Origin of the sequence: Pseudomonas laurylsulfativorans, from assembly GCF_002906155.1 — a bacterium.
In the GTDB taxonomy this organism is placed as follows: domain Bacteria; phylum Pseudomonadota; class Gammaproteobacteria; order Pseudomonadales; family Pseudomonadaceae; genus Aquipseudomonas; species Aquipseudomonas laurylsulfativorans.
Genome location: NZ_MUJK01000013.1, coordinates 19,871 through 45,007 on the forward strand (window position 1 = coordinate 19,871; position 25,137 = coordinate 45,007).

At 62.1% G+C, this 25,137-nt stretch carries 17 protein-coding genes; 7 read left to right on the plus strand and 10 right to left on the minus strand.

The window, feature by feature from the left end; genetic code table 11:
* Positions 1 to 16: 16 nt before the first annotated feature.
* From argE to B0D71_RS26755, 4 genes are read right to left on the minus strand one after another with little or no spacing between them, the layout of a single operon-like run.
* The gene (argE, locus tag B0D71_RS26740; protein ID WP_103397391.1) at positions 17 to 1,186 is read right to left on the minus strand and encodes an acetylornithine deacetylase; all 1,170 of its coding nucleotides are present in this window, start codon (positions 1,184 to 1,186) and stop codon (positions 17 to 19) included.
* A complete protein-coding gene (locus B0D71_RS26745; protein ID WP_007976091.1) occupies positions 1,179 to 1,853 on the minus strand; it encodes a DUF1028 domain-containing protein in 675 nt (224 codons plus the stop codon). The genes argE and B0D71_RS26745 overlap by 8 nt, the downstream gene beginning before the upstream one ends.
* A 10-nt stretch (positions 1,854 to 1,863) precedes the next feature.
* Entirely contained in the window at positions 1,864 to 2,274 is a 411-nt protein-coding gene (locus tag B0D71_RS26750) for a RidA family protein (RefSeq protein WP_003201555.1), read from the minus strand.
* The gene (locus B0D71_RS26755; RefSeq protein ID WP_205886050.1) at positions 2,274 to 3,635 is read right to left on the minus strand and encodes a flavin-containing monooxygenase; all 1,362 of its coding nucleotides are present in this window, start codon (positions 3,633 to 3,635) and stop codon (positions 2,274 to 2,276) included. Before B0D71_RS26755 ends, B0D71_RS26750 begins: the two co-directional genes overlap by 1 nt.
* A gap of 277 nt (positions 3,636 to 3,912) precedes the next feature.
* Between B0D71_RS26755 and B0D71_RS26760 the strand changes: the two genes are divergently transcribed.
* Complete coding sequence (locus B0D71_RS26760) at positions 3,913 to 5,289, plus strand: pyridoxal-phosphate dependent enzyme (RefSeq protein WP_103397392.1); 1,377 nt, start codon at positions 3,913 to 3,915, stop codon at positions 5,287 to 5,289.
* Positions 5,286 to 6,464, plus strand: coding sequence for a trans-sulfuration enzyme family protein (locus B0D71_RS26765; protein WP_103397393.1), 1,179 nt, complete (start codon positions 5,286 to 5,288; stop codon positions 6,462 to 6,464). Before B0D71_RS26760 ends, B0D71_RS26765 begins: the two co-directional genes overlap by 4 nt.
* Before the next feature lie 131 nt (positions 6,465 to 6,595).
* Here the strand turns inward: B0D71_RS26765 and B0D71_RS26770 are convergent, their stop codons facing one another.
* Positions 6,596 to 7,210, minus strand: a complete 615-nt coding sequence (locus tag B0D71_RS26770) for a hypothetical protein (protein ID WP_103397394.1) — start codon at positions 7,208 to 7,210, stop codon at positions 6,596 to 6,598.
* Positions 7,207 to 8,667, minus strand: coding sequence for a PAAR domain-containing protein (locus tag B0D71_RS26775; RefSeq protein WP_103397395.1), 1,461 nt, complete (start codon positions 8,665 to 8,667; stop codon positions 7,207 to 7,209). Before B0D71_RS26775 ends, B0D71_RS26770 begins: the two co-directional genes overlap by 4 nt.
* A 398-nt stretch (positions 8,668 to 9,065) precedes the next feature.
* Here B0D71_RS26775 and B0D71_RS26780 point away from each other — a divergent pair, with 398 nt between their 5' ends.
* From B0D71_RS26780 to phnE, 4 genes are read left to right on the plus strand one after another with little or no spacing between them, the layout of a single operon-like run.
* Positions 9,066 to 9,917: a putative selenate ABC transporter substrate-binding protein gene (locus B0D71_RS26780; RefSeq protein ID WP_103397396.1), complete on the plus strand. Its 852-nt coding sequence runs from the start codon at positions 9,066 to 9,068 to the stop codon at positions 9,915 to 9,917.
* Positions 9,914 to 10,711 (plus strand): phosphonate ABC transporter ATP-binding protein, encoded by a 798-nt coding sequence (locus B0D71_RS26785; protein WP_103397397.1) that lies wholly within the window; start codon positions 9,914 to 9,916, stop codon positions 10,709 to 10,711. The genes B0D71_RS26780 and B0D71_RS26785 overlap by 4 nt, the downstream gene beginning before the upstream one ends.
* Positions 10,705 to 11,532 carry a PhnE/PtxC family ABC transporter permease gene (locus B0D71_RS26790; RefSeq protein WP_103397398.1) on the plus strand — a complete coding sequence of 276 codons (828 nt, stop codon included), beginning with the start codon at positions 10,705 to 10,707 and terminating at the stop codon, positions 11,530 to 11,532. The genes B0D71_RS26785 and B0D71_RS26790 overlap by 7 nt, the downstream gene beginning before the upstream one ends.
* Positions 11,529 to 12,296 carry a phosphonate ABC transporter, permease protein PhnE gene (phnE, locus tag B0D71_RS26795; RefSeq protein WP_103397399.1) on the plus strand — a complete coding sequence of 256 codons (768 nt, stop codon included), beginning with the start codon at positions 11,529 to 11,531 and terminating at the stop codon, positions 12,294 to 12,296. Before B0D71_RS26790 ends, phnE begins: the two co-directional genes overlap by 4 nt.
* A 34-nt stretch (positions 12,297 to 12,330) precedes the next feature.
* Here phnE and B0D71_RS26800 read toward each other — a convergent pair whose 3' ends face one another.
* From B0D71_RS26800 to B0D71_RS26815, 3 genes are all read right to left on the minus strand, one after another.
* Positions 12,331 to 13,059, minus strand: coding sequence for a Crp/Fnr family transcriptional regulator (locus B0D71_RS26800; RefSeq protein WP_103397400.1), 729 nt, complete (start codon positions 13,057 to 13,059; stop codon positions 12,331 to 12,333).
* Positions 13,060 to 13,414: 355 nt separating this feature from the next.
* Positions 13,415 to 22,114, minus strand: coding sequence for a glycoside hydrolase family 94 protein (locus B0D71_RS26810; protein ID WP_103397401.1), 8,700 nt, complete (start codon positions 22,112 to 22,114; stop codon positions 13,415 to 13,417).
* 251 nt (positions 22,115 to 22,365) lie between these two features.
* Positions 22,366 to 22,827 (minus strand): HvfA family oxazolone/thioamide-modified RiPP metallophore, encoded by a 462-nt coding sequence (locus tag B0D71_RS26815; protein ID WP_103397402.1) that lies wholly within the window; start codon positions 22,825 to 22,827, stop codon positions 22,366 to 22,368.
* A 587-nt stretch (positions 22,828 to 23,414) separates the two neighbouring features.
* On the opposite strand from B0D71_RS26815, the gene B0D71_RS26820 reads away from it, so the two are divergent.
* Positions 23,415 to 23,744, plus strand: a complete 330-nt coding sequence (locus B0D71_RS26820; RefSeq protein WP_103397403.1) for a DUF6124 family protein — start codon at positions 23,415 to 23,417, stop codon at positions 23,742 to 23,744.
* Between the two features lie 348 nt (positions 23,745 to 24,092).
* On the opposite strand, the gene B0D71_RS26825 is transcribed toward B0D71_RS26820, so the two are convergent.
* Positions 24,093 to 25,109 (minus strand): M14 family zinc carboxypeptidase, encoded by a 1,017-nt coding sequence (locus B0D71_RS26825; protein ID WP_103397404.1) that lies wholly within the window; start codon positions 25,107 to 25,109, stop codon positions 24,093 to 24,095.
* Positions 25,110 to 25,137: the final 28 nt, after the last annotated feature.

Genomic DNA, 25,137 nt, shown 5'->3' on the forward strand with positions numbered 1-25,137 from the left:
GGTCGGCCCGTTGTTGTTAGGGGTGTTCGAATTCACTCAAGTACGCCGCCAGGCGATCCATCAAGCGGTCACAGGCCGCCATCTGTTCGACGCTGACAAATTCATCGGGCTTGTGCCCCTGGTCCATGCTGCCGGGGCCGCAGACCACCGACGCAATCCCGGCCTGATCGAACAGCCCGCCTTCGGTGCCAAACGCCACGGTGCTGAACTCGTCGCTGCCGCACAGCTGGGCAATCAAGCGCGCCGCCGCACTGTCGGCGGGCGTCGCCAGGCCGGGATAGGCCGATATTTTTTCAAAGCGGATGCCGGTATCGGTGTCCACGGCCTGCATGGCCGGCAGCAACGTCTGCTCGGCGTAATCCTGCAACTCGTCGACGACCACTTGCGGGGCGAAGTCCGGCAAGGCGCGTATCTCGAAATCGAAACGGCAATCGGCTGGCACGATGTTCAGCGCCGTACCGCCTTGGATCACCCCGACCTGCACGGTCGAAAACGCCGGATCGAAGCGCTTGTCGTGCAATGGCGGGCGGGCCAGGGTGGCGCCGATGTCGCCCAGCCGACCGATCAGGCGTGCGGCCTGCTCGATGGCATTGACCCCATAAGGCGCGTAGGCCGAATGACAGGCGGCGCCGCGCACATGGCAACGCATCGCCAGCTTGCCTTTGTGGCCGAGCACCGGTTTGAGTTCGGTCGGCTCGCCGATCAGGCACAAGGCCGGGGCCGGAATGCGCTGGGGCAGCACTTCGAGCAAGCCGCGCACGCCGAGGCAACCGACCTCTTCGTCATAGGAAAACGCCAAATGTACTGGGCGCTTCAAAGGGCTGGAGAGAAACATCGGCACGGCCGCCAGCACAGACGCCAGATAACCCTTCATGTCCGCCGTACCACGGCCGTAAAGCTTGCCGCCCGCCTCGCTCAGTCTGAACGGCTCGACCGTCCACGCCTGGCCGTCCACCGGCACCACGTCGGTGTGACCGGACAGCACGATGCCGCCGGCCACGCTCGGGCCGACCGTGGCCAACAAATTGGCCTTGGTCCGCTCGGCGTTGTAGATCAATTCGCAATCCACACCCAGGTCGCGCAGGTAGTCACGCACGAACTCGATCAGCTCAAGGTTCGAGTCGCGGCTGACCGTGGCGAACCCGATCAACCGCGCGAGCATGGCGCGGCTGCGCAACTCACTCATCGCCGGGCACTCCATACGCGGGGGCCAGGGTCGGATTGAGGGCGCGGGTCAGGTAGTCCTGCAATTGCGGCTCGTAGGCCGTCCACAGCTTGCCCAGTTCGCCAATCGGGTTTTCATCGGCCCAATCCACCCGCAGGTCGACAATCGGCCAGGTCAGGTCACCGACCACCGACAGCGCCGCCGAGTGCACCGCGCCGGCTTCACCACCGGCATCCTGCCCGGCCTGCAAGGCGTTCATCAGCCGGGTGGCGAGGCAGCCTTCGCTGTTTTCGAACGCCGCGACCATCGCCTCGATCACTCCACTGTTGGCCAGCAGGTTGCCAGCCGCCACGCATTGGTCACCGGCCACAGCGTTGTTGATGCCCAGCGCATGGTTGCCGCTGAACACCGCCGTGCGCCCGTGGGCATCCACCACCGCCACCTGGCGGTACTGGCTGTAGCCGTTGCGGGTCAAGGAGTGATCCAGCGCCTGGGGCGGCGCCGAGCCGTTGGCCAGTTCATCGAGGATCTGCGGGCCAAGGGCCGGCAGCGTGATGTTCTGGCTCGACACCGCGCCGACACCGGCACGCAGCCAGGGGCAACGCGCGCCGACGGCAATGCTCGAAGAGCTGATGGCAATGCCCAGCTGGCCGGTCTCGGCGCAGCGACCAACGATGGAAAAGGTCATGGCGAATTCCTTATTCGGGGATAACGGCAATCACGTCGATTTCCATCAGCCACTGCGGCTGGCCGAGGGCGCTGACCACAAGGCCGGTGGAGATCGGGAACACACCCTTGAGCCATTTGCCGACTTCCTGGTACACCGGCTCGCGATAGCGCGGGTCGATCAGGTAAGTGGTGGTCTTGACGATGTGGCTCAGGTCGCTGCCCGCCTCTTCCAGCAATTGCTTGACGTTGCGCATGGCCTGTTCGGCCTGGGCACGCGGATCACCGAGGCCCACCAGTTGGCCGTTGAAATCGGTGCCGACCTGACCACGCACATACACGGTGTTGCCGGCGCGAACGGCCTGGCACAGGTCGTTGTCGAGCGTCTGGTTCGGGTAAGTGTCTTTGGTGTTGAACATGCGGATGCGGGTATGAGTAGGCATTAACGAACTCCCATGAGGCTGGCTTTCTGAAGGGGCGCACGGGCGGCGTCGGCTTGACGCTGGGTGGCATCCCGATAGTTGAAATAGGTGTGTTGTTTAACGATGTGATCGGCGATGTGCTTGGCGTCGTGCCACACGCCCCAGATGAACGCTGAGCCGCGACGGGACTGCCAAGGCAGCCCCACGAAATACACGCCCGGCTCGGCCGATACGCCGCGCTGGTGCTGCGGCTTGCCGTTGTCCTTGAAGGCATCGACCTTCAGCCAGCTGTAATCGGTGGAGTAACCGGTAGCCCAGATGATCGTGGAGACGCCGGCCTTGACCAGGTCGAGCTCACGGATCGGGTTGGTCACGCAGTCCGGATCGGCCAGCATGGCGCGAGCTTCGGGTTCCAGCGGCAGGTCCAGGCCGTTGCGTTCGATATAGGCGTCGGCCTTGTCGAGCAGCGCGAGGTAGTTTTCATCGCCACGCTGGATGTTGTCGGCGAGGTTGTTTTCGAAGCTCACCACGGCACCGTTGAACGCCTGGGTCAGGCCGACCAGGGTCATGCCCTGATGGGCCAGGCGACGGAAGTCCACGGTGTGACCGCCACGGGCACCGCTCACGGCGATGGTCACGTGCTCCTTGCCCGGTTGCATGGCTTCGGCATCCCACTCGCCGAGCACCCCCAGCCACCAGCAGAAATCACGGTTGCGATAGGCACGCGGCGGACGGTCGTGGGCGCCGACCGACAGGTAGACCTGTTTGCCGGAGCGCTGCAGTTCATCGGCGATCTGCACGCCCGAAGAACCTGCCCCAACCACCAGCACGGCGCCTTCGGCCAGTTGCTGCGGGTTGTAGTAGTGGGCGGAGTGAATCTGGGTGATGCCGTCGATTTCGGGAGCAATCGGCGGAATGGCCGGACGCTGGAACGGGCCGGTGGCGACCACCACATGGCGGGCCTCGATCACGCCATCGGAGGTTTCAACGGTGAAACCCGGACGATCGGCATTGCGTTCAACTTTTTTCACTTCCACGCCGGTGCGGATCGGCGCATTGAATTTGCGGGCATACGCTTCGAAGTACTGAGCCACCTGCTCTTTCCCGGCGAAGGCATCCGGGTCCAGGCCGTCGAATTCCAGGCCCGGGAAACGGTCGTGCCAAGCCGGACCGTTAGCCACCAGCGAATCCCAGCGGCCGGTGCGCCAGGCTTCGGCGATACGATTGCGCTCCAAAACGAGGTGGGGCACACCGAGTTTGCTCAAGTGTTCACTCATGGCCACGCCGGCCTGGCCGGCGCCAACAACAAGCGTATCAATTTCGGTTTTATCAACTGTCATGGCTGTGCACTTCTGAAAGGTGGTTTGATTCAGGTCGGTCATGGCTGCCGCCTCGATTCTGATCACTGTTGTTCTTCTGCTACGGCTATCGGTGTCAGGGTGTTGGCCGCATTCTGTTCGGAGCCGGGGATTAGCGAAATTATGTTTTTTGTGGTTGCTGGCGAGGAAAAAGCGTCGAGCCGACCGATCGGCTGTGGGAGGTTGCGGGTGGCCGGATCCCGGCCTATGGTCCTAGCGATGCAATGCCTGTGATTGACGCCTGATGGCACATTGCAGGCCGCTGTCCACCCAGTGCGAATTAGCGCAAGGAAGTGACGACATGCTTACCAATTCCCGCCCTGCCGTGCTCGAACTGATCGGCAATACACCGTTGGTGCGCGTCAGCCGGTTCGATACCGGCCCGTGCACGCTGTTTCTCAAACTCGAATCACAGAACCCCGGCGGTTCGATCAAGGACCGTATCGGCCTGGCGATGATCGATGCCGCCGAACGCGATGGCCGCCTCAAACCCGGTGGCACCATCGTCGAAGCCACCGCCGGCAACACTGGCCTGGGCCTGGCCCTGGTCGGCCGTGCCAAGGGCTATCGGGTGGTGCTGGTGGTACCGGACAAGATGTCCACCGAGAAGGTCTTGCACCTCAAGGCCATGGGCGCCGAGGTGCACATCACCCGCTCCGACGTCGGCAAGGGTCATCCCGAGTATTACCAGGACGTCGCCGCGCGGCTGGCGGCAGAAATTCCCGATGCGTTCTTCGCCGACCAGTTCAACAACCCGGCCAACCCGTTGGCCCACGAATGCAGCACCGCGCCGGAGATCTGGGCACAGACCCAGCATGATGTGGACGCGATCGTCGTCGGTGTCGGTTCGGCCGGCACCCTCACCGGCCTGACCCGCTTCTTCAAACGCGTGCAGCCAGACCTGGAAATGGTCCTGGCCGACCCGGTCGGCTCGGTAATGGCCGAGTACAGTCGCAGCGGCACCCTCCCCACCCCCGGTTCCTGGGCGGTGGAAGGCATCGGCGAAGACTTCATTCCGTCGATCGCCGACCTGTCCAGCGTGCGCCACGCCTATTCGATCAGCGATGAAGAAAGCTTCGACCACGCCCGCCAGTTGCTGCGCGCCGAAGGCATTCTCGGCGGCTCGTCGACCGGCACCCTGCTGGCCGCCGCCCTGCGTTACTGCCGCGAACAGACCGAGCCAAAACGGGTGGTCAGCTTCGTCTGCGACACCGGGACACGCTACCTGTCGAAGGTCTACAACGACCAGTGGATGAACGATCAGGGCCTTTTGCAACGCAAGCACTACGGCGACCTGCGCGACCTGATCGCGCGACGTTTCGAGGATGGCCGGGTGATCAGCGTCGGCCCCGACGACACCCTGCTCACCGCTTTCCAGCGCATGCGCCTGGCGGATGTCTCGCAACTGCCAGTGCTGGTAAAGGGGCAGCAACTGGTCGGCGTGATCGACGAGTCCGACATCCTGCTGGGCGTGCATGAAGACGTTGCGCACTTTCGCAAGACCGTATCCAGCGCCATGACCGACAAACTGCAAACCCTGTCCCCCGACGCCACGCTGGCTGAACTGGAGGCAGAGCTGGGCCGTGGCCTGGTGGCGATCATTCAGGATGCCTCGGGCTTCCACGGCCTGATTACCCGAACCGACATGCTCAACCATTTGCGGAGATCCCTGCCATGAGTCAACAGGACACAAACGCCCCGCCACAGGGCTTCGCCACCCGGGTGATCCATGCCGGGCAAGTGCCGGACCCGACCACCGGGGCGCTGATGCCGCCGATCTACGCCAACTCCACCTACCTGCAACAGAGCCCCGGCGTACACAAGGGCTTCGACTACGGGCGCTCGCACAACCCGACGCGCTTTGCCCTGGAGCGCTGCGTGGCCGATCTCGAAGGCGGCACCCGGGGCTTCTCGTTCGCCTCGGGGCTGGCGACCATTTCCACGGTGTTGGAACTGCTCGACGCCGGTTCGCACATTGTCTCTGGCAATGACCTGTACGGCGGCACCTTCCGCCTGTTCGACAAGGTGCGCCAGCGCAGCGCCGGGCACCGCTTCAGCTTCGTCGACCTGACCGACCTGGCGGCGTTCGAGGCCTCCCTGCAAGACGACACCCGCATGGTCATGGTCGAGACCCCGAGCAACCCGCTGCTGCGCCTCACGGACCTGGCCGCCATCGCCCGCACCTGCCGCGCCCGCGGCATCATCTGCGTGGCCGACAACACCTTCGCCAGCCCGTGGATCCAGCGCCCGCTGGAACTGGGTTTCGACATCGTGCTGCACTCGACCACCAAGTACCTCAACGGCCACTCCGACGTGATCGGCGGCATCGCCGTGGTCGGACAGAACGCTGAACTGGCCGAGCGCCTGGGCTTTTTGCAAAACGCCGTCGGCGCCATCGCCGGCCCGTTCGATGCCTTCCTCACCCTGCGCGGGGTAAAGACCCTGGCCCTGCGCATGGAGCGCCATTGCAGCAACGCGCTGGAACTGGCGCAGTGGCTGGAGCGCCAACCTCAAGTCTCACGGGTCTACTACCCCGGCCTGCCCTCGCACCCGCAGCACGAACTGGCCCAGCGGCAAATGCGCGGTTTCGGCGGGATGATCTCCCTCGACCTCAACAGCGACCTGGCCGGCGCCAAACGCTTCCTCGAGAACGTGCAGATCTTCGCCCTGGCCGAGAGCCTCGGCGGCGTGGAAAGCCTGATCGAACACCCGGCGATCATGACCCACGCCACCATCCCACCCGATACCCGCGCGGAACTGGGGATTGGTGACGGGTTGGTGCGGTTGTCGGTGGGGGTCGAGGATGTGGAGGATTTGCGGGCGGATCTGGCGCAGGCGTTGGCAAGGATGTAATTCACCTGGATTGTGGGACACCACAAAACCTGGGGGGGCTTGCTCGCGATGGCGGTGGATCAGTCGGCAACGAAGCAAACTGACACTCCGCTTTCGTCAGAACACCGCTCGGAGCAATTTCGCCTGCAGGGTCAAGGGTTCGTCCATGGCGTAGCCAGTGCCAGCGTGATGAGGTAGCGCTCTTCCGTGGGACGTTTTTTGTCCTTGAAGCGATGAACCACCAGCATCACTTGATATTTGTCTTGCGCATGCCAGTAGGAGGTGCCGCCCTTGTTCACGTCGCGCAACTGGGCCCGCCATTCTGGCGTGTCGGCGAATGGTGGATCTTCCTCGATTCGGATCGGAGTCCAGCCGGTTGCACGCAATTGGTCTTGCAAATCCAGCACGACCTTGAGGGTGTTGTCGAGCAGTAGTGGCTCGATTTGTGGGGACATGCGGACACCGTGGATCCGATCATCATCGTACATCACCGTTAGAAAACGGGCCGGTGGGGTAACAAAACCGTACGCGGGATCAATGAAACGCAGGCGTGCATCGGATTTCGGAATACTGAACCAGGAGTGGCCCGATATAGCGGGATCAATGCTTGCGCTGGAGCGCTGGCGCATGTCTTCGTAAGGCTCGCCAATTAACAGGGCGATTTCCGGTTCATCCGACAGGACCTGAATCGCCGCTGCTGTCAGGAGGGCCGCGACTGCCAGCATCAATAAGCAGCGGCACCAGCCCACACGATGCAGAAGACTCATCGCACGCCACCACCGACGGCAATCTCCCGAATCGACTGCACAATCTGTTCGCGCTGGTCGCTATGCAGCAGATCATCAAACCGTGCTGCCGCCTTGAGCACGAAGGCCATGCGCCGCTCGACGTCAGCCAGGTTGGCAAAGGGATTGTTGCCAAACCCAATGGTGCGCCCGTCCTCGACGGGACGGCACTGGCTGACCAGGGTCAGTTCGATGGCTTGAGCAGCTCCGGAGGGAATATTGGTGACGTAGGAGGCATGGTTGCCGCGCAGCAACCATTTCAGACCACTGTCGTCGTACATCGCCGGTTGCAGGATATTGACCTGTTCGTGCTTGGCAAGGTGCTCAACACTTTTTGCAATGTTGCCAGCGTCAATCGCCTCGAAGGCCAGAAGAATCTCCTCATGGTTAGTCCCGAACCTCAGCTTTTCCTGCCCCACCGGCCACAACACCGGATGCTCACCAGTGCCATAGATGTTCTTCCGTGAAGGCAGACAAGCCTTCAACGCCGCCAGCCCACGTTCCGCATAAAACACATGCAACGGATAAACATCCAGGAACAGCGTGGTATTACCCATGGCCAGCATCTCGTGCACAAACCGGTACATCTGTTGCGCAAGGGGCAACGCACTGTCGACCCCCCAATGGGTAAAACCCCACACCGGGTTGTCACGGTTGGCCTGTTCGTAGTCGCGTTGGCGCTGTTCAAACTCGCGAATCGTCGCTCGCTTTTCCCGCTCACTGGGGCTGAGCAATCCAGCCAGCCCTTTTCGGGAGCTTTCCCTCAACTGCTGCATCGCCTCCTCTTCAGCTTGCATCTTGTCGACCGAGTCCGCCGCATGCAGCAGGCCGCAGCCGACTTGCTTGGAAGCAAACGCCGCCAGCCCGGCCCACTGAAAACGCTGATCGAAGCGCCACAACTGGGCGTACGCGGCGTTGATCGCCTTGTTGCGTGCTTTCGGGTCGGTTATCAGCTTGCCGCCCGGTGCCACGACGTTTTCGACCCGTTGCTGATAGCCGCGCCAGAGGTTTTCGCAGGCTGTTCCCGGCCGTTCGCTGAAGGTTGGTGTGGCAGCCTTTGGTGCCGAAGTAAACCCGGATTGGCGAGGCGCGACCGGATGATGGGAGGAAGTTGGTGTGGCCGGTTGGACGGGTTTCCTGGCAGCGGGCGGTGCGGAAGGTTCGTTGACATAACTGCCCTCGAAGTTCGAGGGAATCAGTTGGGCTTCACACGGACACCCACTGAGACTGTCGAGTGTACCGGCCACCCGCCTGCCATCAGTGGTGACGTGAGAAACCCCACCCAGGATCTGGTAGGTCTTTTTATTTTTTCCGCAACTGACAAGGTCACCTTCGCGAGCATGGGTGAGGCCGAACAAGCTGAAACTGTGGTCCCCCTCCAGAACCTCGCCACCACAGGTGGTTTTGTCACCTGGACCAATGTAATACCCCGTAGCCATATCTTGATTTCCCTTTCTACTGGCGTCCCAACGGATAAGGTCGTCGCTGCTGATTAACCCCGCCCGTCAGGGCATGACAATGTGCGGCGCACAGGGTTAACGCAGGGGAAATAAACGTAAATGGGATGTTTCCGAGATGCGCGTAGGAAATGGAGAATCAATCGCCTTCTGCTACGGTTTTTCGGCGAAAAGTGTAAAGGAAACCGTATTTTTTCCAGCTTGCACGCGTCATCGTTCACGTGCATCGCGAGCAAGCTCGCTCCTACAGGTTTTGTTGGTCTGGCAAACAGGAGTCCCTATAATCGCGCCGTTTTCGTCTACCCTCACGAAGCGTCGTGCAGCAATTAGCGTGTGCGGGGCGCATCGACATTTTTCCGCTATTGAACCGGAGAACTTCCATGCTCAAACGTACCCTGGCCCTGGCCGTCGGCCTGACCCTATCCGTTACCGCCCTGCTGACACAGGCTGCCGACACCCTCAAGGTCAGCGCCATTCCCGACGAAGCCCCCACCGAATTGCTGCGCAAGTTCAAGCCACTGGGCGAATACCTGGAGAAGCAACTGGGCATGAAGGTCGAGTTCGTGCCGGTGTCCGACTACCCGGCGGTGGTCGAGGCGTTGGCCACCGACCGCATCGACATGGCCTGGCTGGGCGGCTTCACCTTCGTGCAGGCGCGCTTGAAAACCGGCAATGCCATTCCATTGGTACAGCGTGAGCAGGATGCGCAGTTCACCAGCAAATTCATCACCGCCGACCCGGCCATCAAGTCGTTGGCCGACCTCAAGGGCAAGTCCTTTGCCTTCGGTTCGGTGTCGTCGACGTCGGGCAGTTTGATGCCGCGCTATTTCATGCTGCAGGACGGTATCAAGCCGGAAACCTACTTCAGTCGGGTCGGCTACTCCGGCGCCCACGACGCCACGGTCGCCTGGGTTCAGGCGGGTAAAGTGGACGCCGGCGTGCTCAATGCCAGCGTCTGGGAAAAACTGGTCAAGGCCGGCAAGGTCGACACCGACAAGGTCAAGGTCTTCGCCACCACGCCGGCCTACTTCGACTACAACTGGACCGTGCGCGGCACCCTCGACCCGGCGCTCGCGGCCAAGATCAAGGCAGCCTTCCTTGCGCTCGACCCGGCCAACCCGGAGCAAAAGGCGATTCTGGACCTGCAAGCCGCCAGCCGCTTCATCGAAACCAAGCCTGAGAACTACAAGGGCATCGAGGAAGCCGCGCGCGCTGCCGATCTGCTGAAATGACCTTGAATCTGAACCGGGTCAGCCTTACCCACGGCAACGGTGTGCGTGCGTTGCAGGAGGTCGATCTGCACATCACTGCCGGTGAGCAAGTGGCGATCATCGGCCCGTCCGGTGCCGGCAAGTCGAGCCTGCTCAACGTGCTGGCGACCGCCCTGCGCCCCGGCAGCGGCACGGTCGAAGTGCTCGGCGAGCAAGCCTGGCACCTGAGCCCGCGTCGGCGTCAGCAGCTGCGCGCACGCATCGGCCTGGTGCATCAGGCGCCGCCACTGCCACCGCGGCAACGGGTGGTCACGGCGGTGCTGGCCGGAAAGCTGGGCCAGTGGGGTTTTGCCAAAAGCCTGCTGAGCCTGTTGCATCCGCTGGATGTGCCGGGCGCGCGGGCGGCACTGCTCAAGCTGGACCTGGGTGACAAGCTGTTCGCCCAGTGCCAGCAATTGTCTGGCGGTCAATTGCAGCGCGTGGGCATTGCCCGGGTGCTGTACCAGGCCCCCGAAGTGCTGCTGGCCGATGAGCCGGTGTCGGCGATGGACCCGGTGCTGGCCGGGCACACGCTGTCGATCCTCTGCCGCCACGCCCGGGAACGCAACGTGACGCTGGTCGCCAGCCTGCATGCCGTGGAGCTGGCCCTGACGCACTTCTCGCGCATCATCGGTTTGCGTGACGGTCAGGTCCTGTTCGACCTTCCCGCCGGCGACGTCGACCACGCATTGCTCGACAAGCTCTACGCCAACGAGCAACTGCAATCGCCACCCGCTCCGGTGGCGCCCTTGAGCCTGCAGATTCCCCGATGCTGACGCGCGATACACGAGACCCTGCCACCCTGCCTCGCCTGTTGCTCAGTCTGTTGGCGCTTGCCCTGCTGTGGCCCGGCATCCATTTCAGCGAACTGGACCTGGGTGTGCTGCTCAAGGCCGACAGCCAGAGTGAGATGGGCCGTTTTGTCTCGGCCTTCTGGCCACCGGCCCATGACGAAGAATTCCTCCAGTTGCTCTGGCAAGCCACGCTGCAGACACTGGCCATCGCCACTGCCGGCATGGCCCTGGCCTTGCTGTTGGCCGTGCCCGCCAGTCTGCTGGCCAGCCGCGCGCTGTCGCTGTCGGCGGCTTCGCGCAGCGGTCGTCCGAGCGCCCTGGGCCGGCTGTTGCGCTGGCCGGTGCGCGGCTTGCTGATCTTCCTGCGCAGCGTGCCGGAAATCGTCTGGGCCTTGCTGTTCGTGCGCGCCGTCGGCCTTGGCCCGACGGCCGGGGTGCTGGCCATTGCCATCACCTACAGCGGCATGCTGGGCAAGGTCTATGCGGAGATCTTCGAGTCGGTCGACCAGCGACCGGCCCATGCACTGCTACAGGCCGGCAGTGGTCGGTTGACGGCCTTCTGCTACGGCATCCTGCCCAATGTCGCGGCGGAATTGCTGTCGTACACCGTGTATCGCTGGGAATGCGCCATCCGTGCGTCGGTGGTGATGGGCTTCGTCGGCGCTGGCGGGCTGGGCCAGCAGATCGATTTGTCGTTGCGCATGTTCGCCGGCGGTGAAGTGGCGAGCATGTTGCTGACCTTTTTCGTCCTGGTGCTGTTCGCCGACCAGATCAGCCGCTTGCTGCGCTGGAGGTTCGCATGAATCGCCTGATCAACCTGCTGCTGATCCTGTGCATCGGTGCCGCGGTCGTCACTTCGTTCAGCTATCTGGGCATCGATCTCGGCGAACTGACAGGCAGCGGTAACCTGCAGCAGATGGGTGCCTATGTGCTGCGTTTTCTCAGCCCGGACCTGAGCGCCGGCCATCTGCAAGCCATCGGCCGTGGCGCCGTGGAAACCATGGCCATGTCTGCCCTGGGCACCCTGCTCGCTGCGGTATTCGGCCTGGTGCTGGCACTGCCGGCAGCCGGGCGCTTCGGTTGGCCATTGCAGAGTGCGTCGCGCCTTGTGCTCAATGGCCTGCGCGCTATTCCCGAATTGGTGTGGGCCGCGCTGATGGTGCTGGCCGCCGGACTCGGCCCCAACGCCGGGACCCTGGCATTGGCGATGCACACCACCGGGGTGCTGGGTCGATTGTTCGCCGAAGCACTGGAAAACACCCCGCCGCAACCGGCCGAAGCCATCCGCTTGCAAGGCGGCAATGTGGTCTGGGCCTTCTGCTACGGCACCCTGCCCAACCTGTTTCCGCAGCTGTTGGCGTACATCCTGTACCGCTGGGAAAACAACATCCGCATGGCCAGCGTGCTCGGCTTCGTTGGTGCCGGCGGTTTGGGGCAGATGCTCTATGTCAGCCTCAGCCTGTTCCAGGAGGCCCAGGCCAGTACGGTGATCCTGGCCATGTTGCTGCTGGTGTTTGCCGTTGATGGATTGAGCAGCTGGAGTCGGCAGCGTTGGGTCAAAGCGTGACAGGGAATGGCATAGAGCTGCCCTGCGGACATCTTCATGAGTCACGTCGCAATGGAAAGTACGGCAGCAATCGTTCGGTTTCTCTTCTAACGACGGCGTAGCATTCGCAACTCAGCTCCTCGAGCCGAGCCCTGTCCAGGATCTTGATGTGTCCCCGACTGTATTCGATAACCCCCAAGCGCTGTAGCTTGCCGGCGGCATCGGTCACGCCTTCCCGGCGTACACCCAGCATGTTGGCGATCAATTCCTGGGTCATGGTCAGTTCATTGCCTGGCAGGCGATCGAGCGACAACAGCAACCAACGGCACAGTTGCTGGTCGATGGAGTGGTGCCGGTTGCACACCGCAGTCTGGGCCATTTGTGTGATCAACGCCTGGGTGTAGCGCAGCATCAGCAGAAGCATCTCTTCGTGGCGATTGAACTCGTCCTTGAGCTGCTGGCCGGGTAACCGCAAAGCATGCCCGGCACTTTGCACAACGGCCCGGCTCGGTGTGCTTTCACCGCCCATGAACACGGCAACACCGATCAGGCCTTCATTGCCGACAACTGAAATCTCGGCCGAGGCGCCGTTCTCCATCACATATAACAACGACACGATCGCGTCGGTGGGGAAGTAGACATGCCGTAAAGCACCGCCGGACTCATAGAGCACTTTGCCAAGTGGCAGTTCGACCGGTTCGAGGTGGGGCAGCAGGCGTTCCAGCGCTTGCGCGGGAAGCGCTGCCAGGAGGTAGTTCTGTTGTGGCTTGGGTACAGCAAACATATCAGCCACCGTTCAAGGGCGAATACCCTGATCGGGACAGGTTACTCCAAAGCGCACTATGCGGGGCAACGCACCGAAGCAATCCGGGCAATCTGCGATGCTCAAGAGCACGACGCTGCATCTGCAGCGCCAAACACTGGAGGTTGTCATGAGCAAGCACATTGACCCGAATCTTCGCCAGGGCCCCGGCAAGCCCACTGCGAAGCAGCCACAGAACATGCCGGTCCCCCTTCATTACAAGCCTGGCCAGTCTGCCAACCAGCCGGTACACACCAAGCTGGGTGAGACCGTGCAGCCGCACCACCAGGGCCCGAGTTCTCCTGTCTGAATCCAGGCCTGCCAAGAGCGCTGTTTCTCAGCGCTCAAAATCGGCTTCGACGGTTCTGTCCCACCCTGGGGTTTCTCGTTGGAGCGCCTTTGCCTGGCATATCACCAGGACCTGATGTTCTTGACCGTCATCGAGCAATTCCAGCGCGTCATCGCCCAGCAGCTCACCGTCCAGCGTGATCGAAGTGGTCGTGCCCGGACGTACATTGATCTGGTAATTCGTCACCCCATAGCGGTAGCGCAGCGTGTAGCCAGGCCAGCCCTGCGCAAGCAACGGTACGATATGCAATGAAGTCCCGACACGCTGCAATCCGAGCAATGACTCCACGATGAATCGGTACGTCCAGCCGGCCGACCCGGTGTACCAGGTCCAACCCCCACGGCCCGCATGCGGCGGCGTTCCATAGACGTCGGCAGCCATGACATAGGGCTCGACCCTGTAGGTGTCAATCCGCTTGGCGACTTCATGGCCCGCGGGGTTGATCATGTTGAGCAACCGCCAGGCCCTGACGTTGTCGCCAAGCTCCGCGAACGCCATGCCGGCCCAAACCGCAGCATGGGTGTACTGGCCGCCATTTTCCCGTACACCCGGCACATAGCCCTTGATATAGCCGGGTTCAAGCGAGCCTCTGTCGAAAGGCGGGTCGAGCAGCAGTACCGCGCCTGTGTCGGGGCGCACCAAGTGCTGCTCGAATGAGGCCATGGCGGTGCGGCGACGGGTTTGCGAGGCGGCACCCGACAGTACGGACCAACTTTGCGAGATCGAGTCGATGCGGCATTCGTCATTGTTTGCCGAGCCCAGTACCTGGCCATCGTCAAACCAGGCGCGCCGATACCATGAACCGTCCCAGGCATGCGCCTCCAGGCTGGCCTGCAGCTCGGCTGCGTGCTGGGTACAACGCTGTGCGAAATCAGGGTCGCCATGCAATTGGGCAGTGATCGCAAAGCGCTTCAGAACATCAAAGCCGAAGAAACCCAACCACACGCTTTCTCCCTGGCCCAGATGGCCGACCCGGTTCATCCCGTCGTTCCAGTCGCCAGTGCCCATCAACGGCAGGCCGTGGCTGCCGCGCTGCAGGCCGTGTTCGATGGCGCGCACACAATGCTGATAAAGGCTTTCTTCGAGGTGCGATTTGCCCGGTAGGTCGTAATAGGATTCCTCCCCGGCATTGAGCGGGCGGCCTTCAAGGTAACCTACGGGTTCGCTCAGCACGCTGAGGTCTGCGGTGACGTTGACATAGTGGCTGGTCGCCATCGCCAGCCACAGATAATCGTCCGAACAGCCACTGCGCACCCCCCGATCGAGCGGCGGGTGCCACCAGTGTTGAACGTCGCCTTCGGCATATTGATGGGCTGCACACAGCAACAAATGGCCACGCACGCTGGCGGGATCGGCATGGATCATCGCCATGCTGTCTTGCAGTTGATCGCGAAAGCCGATGGCCCCGCCGGACTGATAGTAGCCACTGCGGGCCTGGAAGCGACAGGCGATCACCTGGTACATCAACCAGCCATTGACCATGACATCGATGCTCGGGTCGGGGGTCTGGACCTGAATCACACCCAGCTGCGAACGCCAATGCTCGCGTACCGCCTCGAGTTGCGCGGTTGCCGCCCCCAGGCCCCGGTAGTGCTGAACCAGGCGCAGGGCTGACGCCGTATCCTTGGCCGCACCGAGCCGGAAAACCACGTCCTGGTCATCACCGTTGTCGAGGTCGAGGGCCACCTGCATCGCCGCACAGGGATCAAGGCCACCCCCGGTACGACCCGACAGCCGTGCCTGCTGTAATCCGGCAGGCGCCTTGAGGCTGCCGTTACGGCCGATGAATTCACTGCGATCGCCGCTGATGCTGGTGTCGGTCGAATCGGTATCGAGGAACGCCACCCGTTCGCAAAACTCGATCGAATAGGCGTTCCTGGCGAAAAATGCGCCGCTGCTGGGGTCGGCTTCCGTCACCACATGCATCGCTGATTTGCTGCGCAAGTCGCCCAGCACCCACTCGACATAGCAGGTCGTCGACAGACGTCGGGCGCGGCCTGAGCGATTGCGAATCTGCAAATGCGAGAATTTGATCGAAGCATCCAGTGCCACATACACCCACAACTCGGTGTGGATACCGTCTTCATCGTGCTCGAAGACGCTGTAGCCGAAGCCGTGCCGAGTACGGTACGTACCAGTACCGGGACAAGGCTGTGGCGTCACCGACCAGAAATGCCCGGTTTCTTCGTCACGCACATAGATCGCCTCGCCGCTGGCGTCGGTGAGCGGGTCGTTATGCCAGGGGCTCAGGCGAAATTCGTGAGCGTTTTCCATCCAGGTGTAAGCGCCACCACTTTCGGACATCACCGTGCCGAAATGCGGATTGGCCAACACGTTGGCCCATGGCGCCGGCGTCGGCCTGCCAGGCTGCAAGGTCATGACGTACTCGCTGCCATCGGCACTGAAGCCGCCATAGGCGTTGCCCAGGAGCAAGCCTTCGATAGCGGGCAGATTAGCGGCCGCGGTCGCCTTTGCCTGGCGCTTGAGTGTGGGGACTAACGCCGGGTACACCGGGCTGGCGTGACGTCGATGAACCTGCTCGGCAATGCCGCCATTGCCTTCGTTCAGTACCAGGCGCGCCACAGACAGGATCAGCGTCCGATCCTCGTTCGACAACTGCTGTGCAGGACGCACGAAAATGCCCCCGGGATGGTCGATCAACGAGGCTTCGCTGCCGGACGTGACCACCCCCATGATCAAGTCCTGGAGTTGCTGGCGATAGCCGGCCTGGTCTTCGTTCCAGATGACCAGGTCCACCACCAGCCCCTTCTGCCGCCAGTAGGCATGGGCCTTGACCATCTGGTGCACGAGTTCGATGTTCTCGACGGTGGAGATCTGCAGCAGAACGATGGGCAGGTCGCCGGAGATCGCCTGGCCCCAGAGGCTCGATTGATTACGTCGATTGGCCATCAATACGCTATTTTCCGCGCGCAACGAGGCATTGGCGTAGATGATCGAAGCGGCCATCTGTTCAAACAGGCGGGCATCTTCCTGCGATACGTTCAGTTGGCGCAGCAACACCTGACTGTGGGTCCATGCCAGGTCGAAGACGCGATCGGCGAGGTGTCGGTCGCGGTATTTATTGATCAGGTACAGACAGCCCTCACGGCTGTCCGCGATGCCGGTCACCAGGTCGATGGTCGCCGTTTGCCCGGGTTCCAGCGTGATACGGCAGCGGATGGCTACGATCGGGTCAAGCACCGAACCTGCGGTTCCTGACAACTGCTGGACATTGCCATCGAGCGCAGCCGGTGCTGCAACGTTGCGTCCTCGACCGATGAATCGCGCTCGATCGGTCTCGTAGGAAATGGCGTCGATGTCCACGCCATGGGCAGCCAGCAGGTGGCACATCCAGGGGACTGCCTCCTCACTGGAACGCCGCCTGCGGGTGCAGACGATTGCCTGCAGCGCCGGCAACAGTTCGGTCTGCACGAACAGGTTGCTGAAGGCCGGGTGAATGGCATCACTGATTGCCGGCGCCAGGACCACCTCGGCGTAGGTGGTGATCTCCACGCTACGACGCACGCGGCCGCGGTTGGTGATGTGCAGCCTGCGCAGTTCGATATCGTCTTCGGGAGACACGACGATCTCCGTGTGCGTATCGAAGTCGAGCTCGCGAACACGAAACTCGGCCCGGGCATCGCTGAAAATCGCCTCATGGCTTTTTGGCCGGTACAGGGTCGGCTGGTGGGCCGAGGACCAGAATACGCCGCTGCTGACATCGCGCAGGTAGCAGAACATGCCCCAGTTGTCGCGGGTCGCGTCTTCATGCCAGCGGGTCACGGCGATGTCGTTGCAGCGGCTGTAACCGCCGCCGGCACTGCTGAGCATGACGTGGTAACGGCCGTTGGAAAGTAGCTGGACGGCAGGACGCTTGCGCCCGGGATCGGCGAATACGCGAAGCCTGGTTTCCTGCGTGCGTCCGTTTTCCTCTGTGGCAGGCGCCTGGGTCGCATGCAGGTAGGCCGCGGCGGTTTTCGGTACGCGCTCCTGCAGCAGCAAGACCGTCGCCTGGAATGCCGGGATCGACTCGAATCGACGCTGCATGGGCCGGTCCAGCAGCAGGCTGGTCAAGGCCAGCAGGCTCATGCCCTGATGGTGTGCCATGAACGAGCGCACGACCGCATAGCGCTGGCCGCGTGGCAGACGTGCCTCGGTGTAGTCGACCGCTTCGTACAGTCCATAGCGGCCGGCCGACCCTTGAGCGGCCAGGCGTTGCAGGTTGCGGCAGGCCGCTTGCGGCTCGACCATCAGCGCCAGGGCGCTGGCGTACGGCGCAATCACGGTATCCTCGGCCAACCCGCGCTTGAGGCCAAGGCCTGAAACACCGAATGCCCGATACTGATAATTGAAGTGGGCGTCCAGTGTGTTGTAACCCGACTCGGACACGCCCCAGGGGATGCCCAACTGATTGCCATGCTCGATCTGCAAGGCGACGGCCGCGCGGCACGTCTGCTCCAGCAGCGTTCCTTCATAGCTGGGCATGACCAGGTTCGGCATGAGGTACTCGAACATTGATCCGGACCAGGAAAGCAGTACCGGCACCCCGCGATTGTTGCTGAGCAAGCGTCCAAGGGTGAACCAGGCCTGTTGCGGCAACTGGCCCTGGGCGATGACCACGAAATTGGTCAGGCGAACCTCTGAAGCGAGCAGGTCGTAATAGCCGTTGTCCAGCCTGCGTTCGTCGGCGTTGTAGCCTATCGAGAAAAGGTCACGCTGGGCATCGTAAAGGAAGGTGAAGTCCATGCTGGCCAGTGACGCGGACAATTCGGCCAGGTGCTCAACGTGGATGATCCGTTCGCGAGCCAGGCGTTGTATCGCCTGCACTTGCGCCTGATCGGCAGGCAGCCACAGGGTGCAATCGAGCTCTGCCATTTGCCGCAGGCTGAGTGCGGGTGTCGGTGTCGGTGTCGGTGTCGATGTCGGCGCCTTGGCCCGGGCGGGTGCCTGCGGCAGCTCGAAGCGCAGTCGCTCTGCCCGCAGATCCGCACACTGCGCCTGCAATGCCTGCAGCCAGTAGTGTGCTTCTTCAGCAGAGGTGGCCGGAGTGTCGATTGCCAAGGCCTGCGCCTGATCGAGTAACTGCAGGAGGTTGTCCGGGGTGTCGTGGGCAATCGCCGCCTGCACCTTCGCGCGCAGTTCAAGCACGGCAACGTCATCGAGGTCCGCGTCCTGCAGCGCCTGCTGCAGCACATCGAGGGTGTCGCGCAGGCCGCCAAGGGTGCGTTGATCGAACAGGGGCGTGTCGACCAACCCCAGCAGGCCCGGCCGCAGGGTGAGCAACAGGCCTGCCAGGTTGCCGCTGTCCACGGTGGACACATACCGAGGCGTCAGTGGCTGCAGTGTCCCGGTGTCGTACCAGTTGTAGAAGTGCCCATGATGACGCTCAAGGCCGGCCATGCTTTCAAGCGTTGCCGTGATGCGTTCGAGCAAGCGCCCGCTGCTCAGATAACCGAAATCGTGGGCCGCCAGGTGAGAGAGCAAGGCCATGCCCATGTTGGTCGGTGAGGTCCGATGGGCAATGGCTGGCGTGGGGATCTCCTGGACGTTGTCCGGCGGCAACCAGTTGTCCTCAGGGCCCACATAGCGATCGAAGAACGCCCAGGTCTGGCGTGACAGCATGCGCAGGAATCGCAGGTCTTGCGCTGACGGGTCAAACCCCGCCGGGGTTGTCGGCAGGCTGATCCACCAGGCAATCGCCGGGCTCGCCAGCCACACCAGCAGCAAGGGTGCCGCCAGTGCGAGTACATAAAGAGAGGGAAGCAGTGCCGCGAATAGCAGCAGCGCCAGCGCAGGGGCAATCCACATGCTTTTATACATGCCGGACAGCGCGTTGCCACTGGAGCGCTCCACCTCACGAGAAGGTTGCCATTGCAGCAGGCGGCGCTTGCTGACCAGCATGCGCCACAGTGAGCGGCCAATCGCATCGAAGCTCAACAACGCATCGGAGGGCAACCAGACAATCGACAACAGCGCTCGCATGAAATGCTGGCCCGAGGTCCGCAATGCTGCGCTCAGGTGTTGCCCCCATGGAATATCGGCCGCCTTCTGAACCAGTGCCAGTACCGACTGCAGTACCGGTTGGAGAAAGACCAGGCCGAGCACTGCCAATGTCCAGGAGACGGCCTCGCTCGAACCCAACCAGCCCCATGCCAGCATGGCCAGGAAGGCCCCTGGCTCCAGGCTGCGGCGCAGATTGTCAAAAATCTTCCAGCGGGCCAGGTTGCTCAGACGGTTGGGCGCGAATCCTCCCTGGGGTTTCGGTGCCCACGGCAAGGCCCAGTACAGCACTTGCCAGTCTCCGCGAATCCAGCGGTGTCGGCGTTTGGCATCGGCGCTGTAGCGAGACGGGTATTCCTCATACAGTTGTACATCGCTGAGCAGCCCGCAGCGGGCGTAGCACCCTTCGATCAAGTCATGGCTGAGAATGCGGTTGTCGGGCAGGCAGCCTTCGAGTGCCTGTTCGAAGGCGTCGACGGCATAGATGCCCTTGCCGATGAAGGAACCGTTGTGGAACAGGTCTTGATATACATCGGAGACGGCGCGGGTATAGGGGTCGATACCCGCATCGCTGCCAAACAGGCGGGCGTAGGTCGAGCGTGCCGTGCTGGGCAGGCTGATCCCCACGCGTGGCTGGAGGATGGCGTAACCGCTGACGATCTTGCCGCTCTGTTCATCGAATACCGGATGGTTCAGCGGGTGCATCATGGTACCGATGCACTGATGCGCGACATCCCGTGGCAGCAAGGTATCGGTGTCCAGGGTGATGACGAAGCGCACCGCACTCAGTGGCGTGACATCACCGACGATCAATGCAAAGCGCTGCTTTCCTTTACCAGGCAGTCCTTTGTCACGCAGCAATGCGTTGAGCTCGGCGAGTTTGCCACGCTTGCGCTCATGCCCCATCCATACCCGCTCCGTAGAGCTCCAGTGCCTGGGCCTGTGCAGCAGGAAGAACCGGTCGACCTGGTCATCGGCATATTTGTCGTTGAGCGCCTCGATCAGTTGGCGCGCCAGTGCGAGCAATTCGGCATCCTCGGGCATCACCTCGGCAGGGGCGTCCATGAAGTCACTGAGCAGCGCAAAATGCAGGTTGGCATCGCGATTGGCCAGGAATCGCACTTCCAGGCCTTCCGTCAGGGCCTCGATGTCGCCAGCGTTGGCAAACATCGTAGGCACCGCCACCAGCGTGCGCGCTTCGGCCGGTATGCCCTTGCTGTAGTCCAGGCGAGGCAGTAGCGATGGGGCCACCGTGAGGGTCACCAGCCAGTTGACCAGCCCGATCGCCAGACGGCTGGTCATCAATAGCGCGGGCACGGCGAGCAGGACCAGGCACCAGATTGGCGTGCCACTGTGATAAGCGCTGCTGAGAAATGGCCAGGCCAACAGCAGTGTCAGCAGCAGTACAGGGCACAGGTAGAACTTCAACGGGGCGCTCTGCAGCAGGCGCGTCCATCGTTTGAGCAGCGGCACACTGGCGTGCAGCGCCTGCTCCAGGCTGAGCAACCCGTCAGCCACCAGGTAATAGCCCACGTGCCCGGTTACACCGGCCGTAGGCTGTGTGGTGCTGGCCAGTTCGATGGCGACTTGTGCCACCTTGGTTTCAGAATGCACACAATGCCGGGCGAGGCGTTCGACCACATGGCGGTAACGATCGCGGGTGGCAAAGTCCATGTTCGCGTAGATACCCGCCGGGTCCGTGCACAACTCCTGTTCGACATGGCTGAGCAGTTCGACGAACTCGCGCCAGTCGGTCGCCGCCAGCAATCGCAGGCTGGCGATGCTGTTGCTGATGGACACCTGGTCACCGGATTGCTGCTGGGCATCCATCTGCACCAGGCGTTCGACAGTAAGGCCAGACTCACCGAGCGTTTGTTCTATCCACGCCATGGGCAATATCAGCGCGGCGCTTTGCCCGTGCAGGCGGCGCGCCAGTTCTGCAACGAATGAAGGCGTCATCGGCGGTGCCGATCGCGCCATGTCGGCAACGGTCAATACCACGCTCTTGGCGTCGCGCTCGGCCATTTCGATCAATCGATCGGCCCAATCATCGGCGAGGTTACGGTCATCCCGGTTGGCCATGACCCGGGACGCCACGCGCCGCAAGTTCTCGATCAGCGCCAGGCGCAGCATGATCGGGATTGCCCATAGCTCGCCCAGGGTCAGCGGCGTGATGGTCTGATAAGAGGCAATGAAACAATCCAGGCTTGGCGCGTCGACCCGGCCATCGCCGTGAGCAATGGTTTCCAGGGCGATGTCGTAGACCCGCGGCAGGCCGGTCGAAGGGCCTTCGGCCAGGCGTGGCAACTCGCGACTGTAGCCGTCGGGCAGGTGTGTCCTGGCGGTACGGATGTTTTCTTCGATGAGGTAGAAGTTGTCCAGCAGCCATTCCGCCGCAGGGGTGGCGCGTCGACTGGACAGTTGTATGGTCTTGAGTGCTGCGCAACTACGTTCCAGAAGCAGTTGGTTGTCAGTCAGGCGGCCCAGCAAGGCATCCTTTCTTGAAAGACGCCCGAGCACATGTTGGCGTGCCAGTACGATACCGTGGTCTGCCATCTGCTGTGCATTGAACAGGTCGGAACGCAGGATGGGCTCGTACTCGAACTTGTGCTGCGCTGCACTCCACCTGAGCCAGATGGCCGGTGAGCGCCAAAGGCTGGACAGCGTGCGAGTCAGGATATTTTGCATGAAATCCTTCGTACGACCCGCGCAGGGCAGATCGCATGTGGAATGAAGGCGGTTCTACGCCAGGCTGGGTGTGCGGGGGCATTGCGCCGCCGGGCGCAGCATTCCACCGACGAGTGTGGGTTATTCATCGGGGCGAAGTCTGTTCGCTAGCGAACATAGGCAATGTCGCGCCTGACGACCTAACCCGCACTGCCCACGCAAAAAACCCTTGCTGCGCGTCAACGCAGGAAGGGTTTTTGGTTGGCGGCCGATCAGTCTTTAGCCTGGCTCAACTTGGTGAACAGCTCGGTTGGGACTTTCTTGCCGTTGGAGGTGAACTGGTTAGTGCGGAACTTGTACACCTCACCCTCGGACAGGAAACCGTCGCCGTTGGCGTCCATCGCCTTGAATTCCTCAGTGCCCTTGGGTGCTACGGCCAGCAGTTCTTTGAGCGACACGCGGCCGTCATGGTCGGCGTCGGTGCGTGCGAAAGACGCATCGCCGCATTTGCCCTCTCCGCATTTACCTTCAGCCTGAGTCTTTTGCGCGCTGGCTTCACTGGCGCCGCACTTGCCTTCACCACACTTGCCTTCGCTGGTCTTTTCCGCGGCAGCCAGTTGATAGCCCTGAGGCAAGGCTTCGGCAGAAAACGCGGTAGAAGCGAAGTTGATACCGCCGACCAGTGCAACAGCGAGCAGGCCAATACGGGTTTTGTTCGACTGGATACGAGACATGTTGATACTCCGGATCAATGACGTGGCTGGACCACTATTGGTCGTACCACAAGGGTTGATAAACAGGGTGGCGAGGTGCGTTGTGCATCTCGCTTTGGCAGGTCTATTTGGCCCCAGTGGTGTATCCGGGCTGTATCCGTGAAGTGATGGTTTTGTATGGCTGTATGCGGATGCAGCGCCCTGATACACGGCGATACACGAAAGGCGTTACTCGGTTGTTGATGTCCGAAAGAGCGCTTGTTTAAAAAGGTTGTAGGGTATTTCCGGGGGGCTACAAGACCTTGCGTCGTTGCCTACGGTTACGCCAAAATCCGCCGGCTTGTGCGACTAGCCCCTGGTCTCTATCGTTTTCGCGCCACTGCCCATCAGTGGTCGGGTCTGGAAACCCCGAAATGAAAATGGCGCCACTGCGCCCTTCATAACCATGCTTGCGCGCTTTTAAGTGTGCACTCCGTTATGGCGGCTGTGCGCGGGAGACCTTCGGGTCTACCGGGTTGCCGTTTCCCCGGGTTTCCAGCCTGCGTACAGCTGCCACCTCTTCGTCTGGAAACGAACGTGGCAGCTTCAATCATGAAGCGGAGACAGCCATGTTCAAAGTCACCCCCAACCCGCCGGACACCGATTCAGAAACCCTAAACGAGACCGCCGACCCCGCACTCGCCTTCCCCTCGACTGCCGACATCAAAGCCACACCGCGCACGCCTGGCTCGCTGTTTACCGTCGACCCCAAGGTCGATACCGAAACCCTGATGGTGTATCTGGTCGAGACGTTGGCCTCGGTCGATGTGATGGTGCATCAGTTGGTGGATCACCTGGACGGCGGATCGCGCAATGCCTTGCTGGGGATTTCCAACAGTGTGATGTTGGCGCAGATCACGGCGAATCGGGTGTTGGATCAAATCGACCCGCCCGAATAAACACTGAATCTGTGGCGAGGGGGCTTGCCCCCGCTCGGCGGCGAAGCCGTCGCAAAACCTGCCTGCACTCTCTGACTGCAGAAAAGCGGGGGCCGCTTCGCAGCCCAACGGGAGCAAGCTCCCTCGCCACAAATGTCGGCAGGCTCAATTAGCGCAACAACACATACATCGCACTGAACCATTGTCAGACGCTAACTCTGTAGCTAACACCGCCCTTGTGGCGAGGGGGCTTGCCCCCGTTCGGCGGCGAAGCCGTCGCAAAACCTGCCTGTACAATCTGATTGAAGAAAAGCGGGGGCAAGCCCCCTCGCCACAAATGTCATGACGCTGCTACTCCGAGTGTGAGGCTTAGTTCGGATCGAGCAAGCCGCCGCTCCAGTTACGCGACACCCGGCTGCCGGTGAATTTCGCCACGCCCATGCCCTGGGGGATCAGGCGATCGCGATAGCGCGTCACCAGGCGCCCCGCTTGCTCGGCATGCAGCACCACTTCGGAGGATGGATCGCCCGGGGTCCTGAGGATTCGCGCAAAGCGCTGGCCTTCCTCGACAAAATCCCCCAGCTCCTTTTCGAAGATCAGCACGCCGGGTTGCGGGGCGATGATGGTTTCCATGTGGCCCATTTCCACGGCTTCGACGGGCCAGTCCGCAGGTGCCACTGACTCATCGATGACGCCGCAACCGCACAGCCAGTTGTACAGCCCTTCGGCATCCGACTCGGCAAAGCGGTCACTGACATCGCCCTGCCCGCGCAGCTCCAGGGTGGCCGCCATGCGGTGCTCGGTGACGCCCTCACGCAACCACGGGGCGATGATGGTTTCCTCGAAGGAGCCATCGCCGCCGTCGTCCCAGATGATCGCCACGTCCATCTTCATCGCCGCCGCCAGTTCGCGGCCACGGGGCCAGAAACGGCGGTGTACGTAGAGGTACGGCAAGGCCTCGTCATCGGTGTGCAGGTCGAGCATCACATCGGCCGGGGCGGCCAGTTGCACCAGTTTCTTTTGCCATTGCTGAACGCAGGTCGAAGGTCGCTCCATGGCCGCCGACTGGTCGAACGAGCGATTGAAGTTATGCCCGGTGGCGTCGTGATAGCGACCGAGAATCCGCCCCTGGCGAAACTGCCCGATGCCCAGCGGATTGGCCTGCGGCACCACGGTCACATTGCCCTTGAGCCGGCCCTGGACCTCGGCGTTTTGCAGCTGTTGCATCAGCAGGTGCAGGACCAGCATCCCGGCGATTTCATCGGCATGTACGCCCGCTTGCAGGTGCACGTTGGGCCCGCTGCCATCACCTGCATAACGCCAGGCACCGACCCGCACGGCGTCTCCGTTGTTGTTGCGAACACTGAACGAAATATCCTGCGGCATTGGCTTTTCCTCCCGTCATGAACGTTGA

Coding starts and splice junctions, on each gene's coding strand:
- argE (WP_103397391.1), bottom strand. CDS start 1,186: ATGAGTGAGTTGCGCAGCCGCGCCATGCTCGCGCGGTTGATCGGGTTC.
- B0D71_RS26745 (WP_007976091.1), bottom strand. CDS start 1,853: ATGACCTTTTCCATCGTTGGTCGCTGCGCCGAGACCGGCCAGCTGGGC.
- B0D71_RS26750 (WP_003201555.1), bottom strand. CDS start 2,274: ATGCCTACTCATACCCGCATCCGCATGTTCAACACCAAAGACACTTAC.
- B0D71_RS26755 (WP_205886050.1), bottom strand. CDS start 3,635: ATGACCGACCTGAATCAAACCACCTTTCAGAAGTGCACAGCCATGACA.
- B0D71_RS26760 (WP_103397392.1), top strand. CDS start 3,913: ATGCTTACCAATTCCCGCCCTGCCGTGCTCGAACTGATCGGCAATACA.
- B0D71_RS26765 (WP_103397393.1), top strand. CDS start 5,286: ATGAGTCAACAGGACACAAACGCCCCGCCACAGGGCTTCGCCACCCGG.
- B0D71_RS26770 (WP_103397394.1), bottom strand. CDS start 7,210: ATGAGTCTTCTGCATCGTGTGGGCTGGTGCCGCTGCTTATTGATGCTG.
- B0D71_RS26775 (WP_103397395.1), bottom strand. CDS start 8,667: ATGGCTACGGGGTATTACATTGGTCCAGGTGACAAAACCACCTGTGGT.
- B0D71_RS26780 (WP_103397396.1), top strand. CDS start 9,066: ATGCTCAAACGTACCCTGGCCCTGGCCGTCGGCCTGACCCTATCCGTT.
- B0D71_RS26785 (WP_103397397.1), top strand. CDS start 9,914: ATGACCTTGAATCTGAACCGGGTCAGCCTTACCCACGGCAACGGTGTG.
- B0D71_RS26790 (WP_103397398.1), top strand. CDS start 10,705: ATGCTGACGCGCGATACACGAGACCCTGCCACCCTGCCTCGCCTGTTG.
- phnE (WP_103397399.1), top strand. CDS start 11,529: ATGAATCGCCTGATCAACCTGCTGCTGATCCTGTGCATCGGTGCCGCG.
- B0D71_RS26800 (WP_103397400.1), bottom strand. CDS start 13,059: ATGTTTGCTGTACCCAAGCCACAACAGAACTACCTCCTGGCAGCGCTT.
- B0D71_RS26810 (WP_103397401.1), bottom strand. CDS start 22,114: ATGCAAAATATCCTGACTCGCACGCTGTCCAGCCTTTGGCGCTCACCG.
- B0D71_RS26815 (WP_103397402.1), bottom strand. CDS start 22,827: ATGTCTCGTATCCAGTCGAACAAAACCCGTATTGGCCTGCTCGCTGTT.
- B0D71_RS26820 (WP_103397403.1), top strand. CDS start 23,415: ATGTTCAAAGTCACCCCCAACCCGCCGGACACCGATTCAGAAACCCTA.
- B0D71_RS26825 (WP_103397404.1), bottom strand. CDS start 25,109: ATGCCGCAGGATATTTCGTTCAGTGTTCGCAACAACAACGGAGACGCC.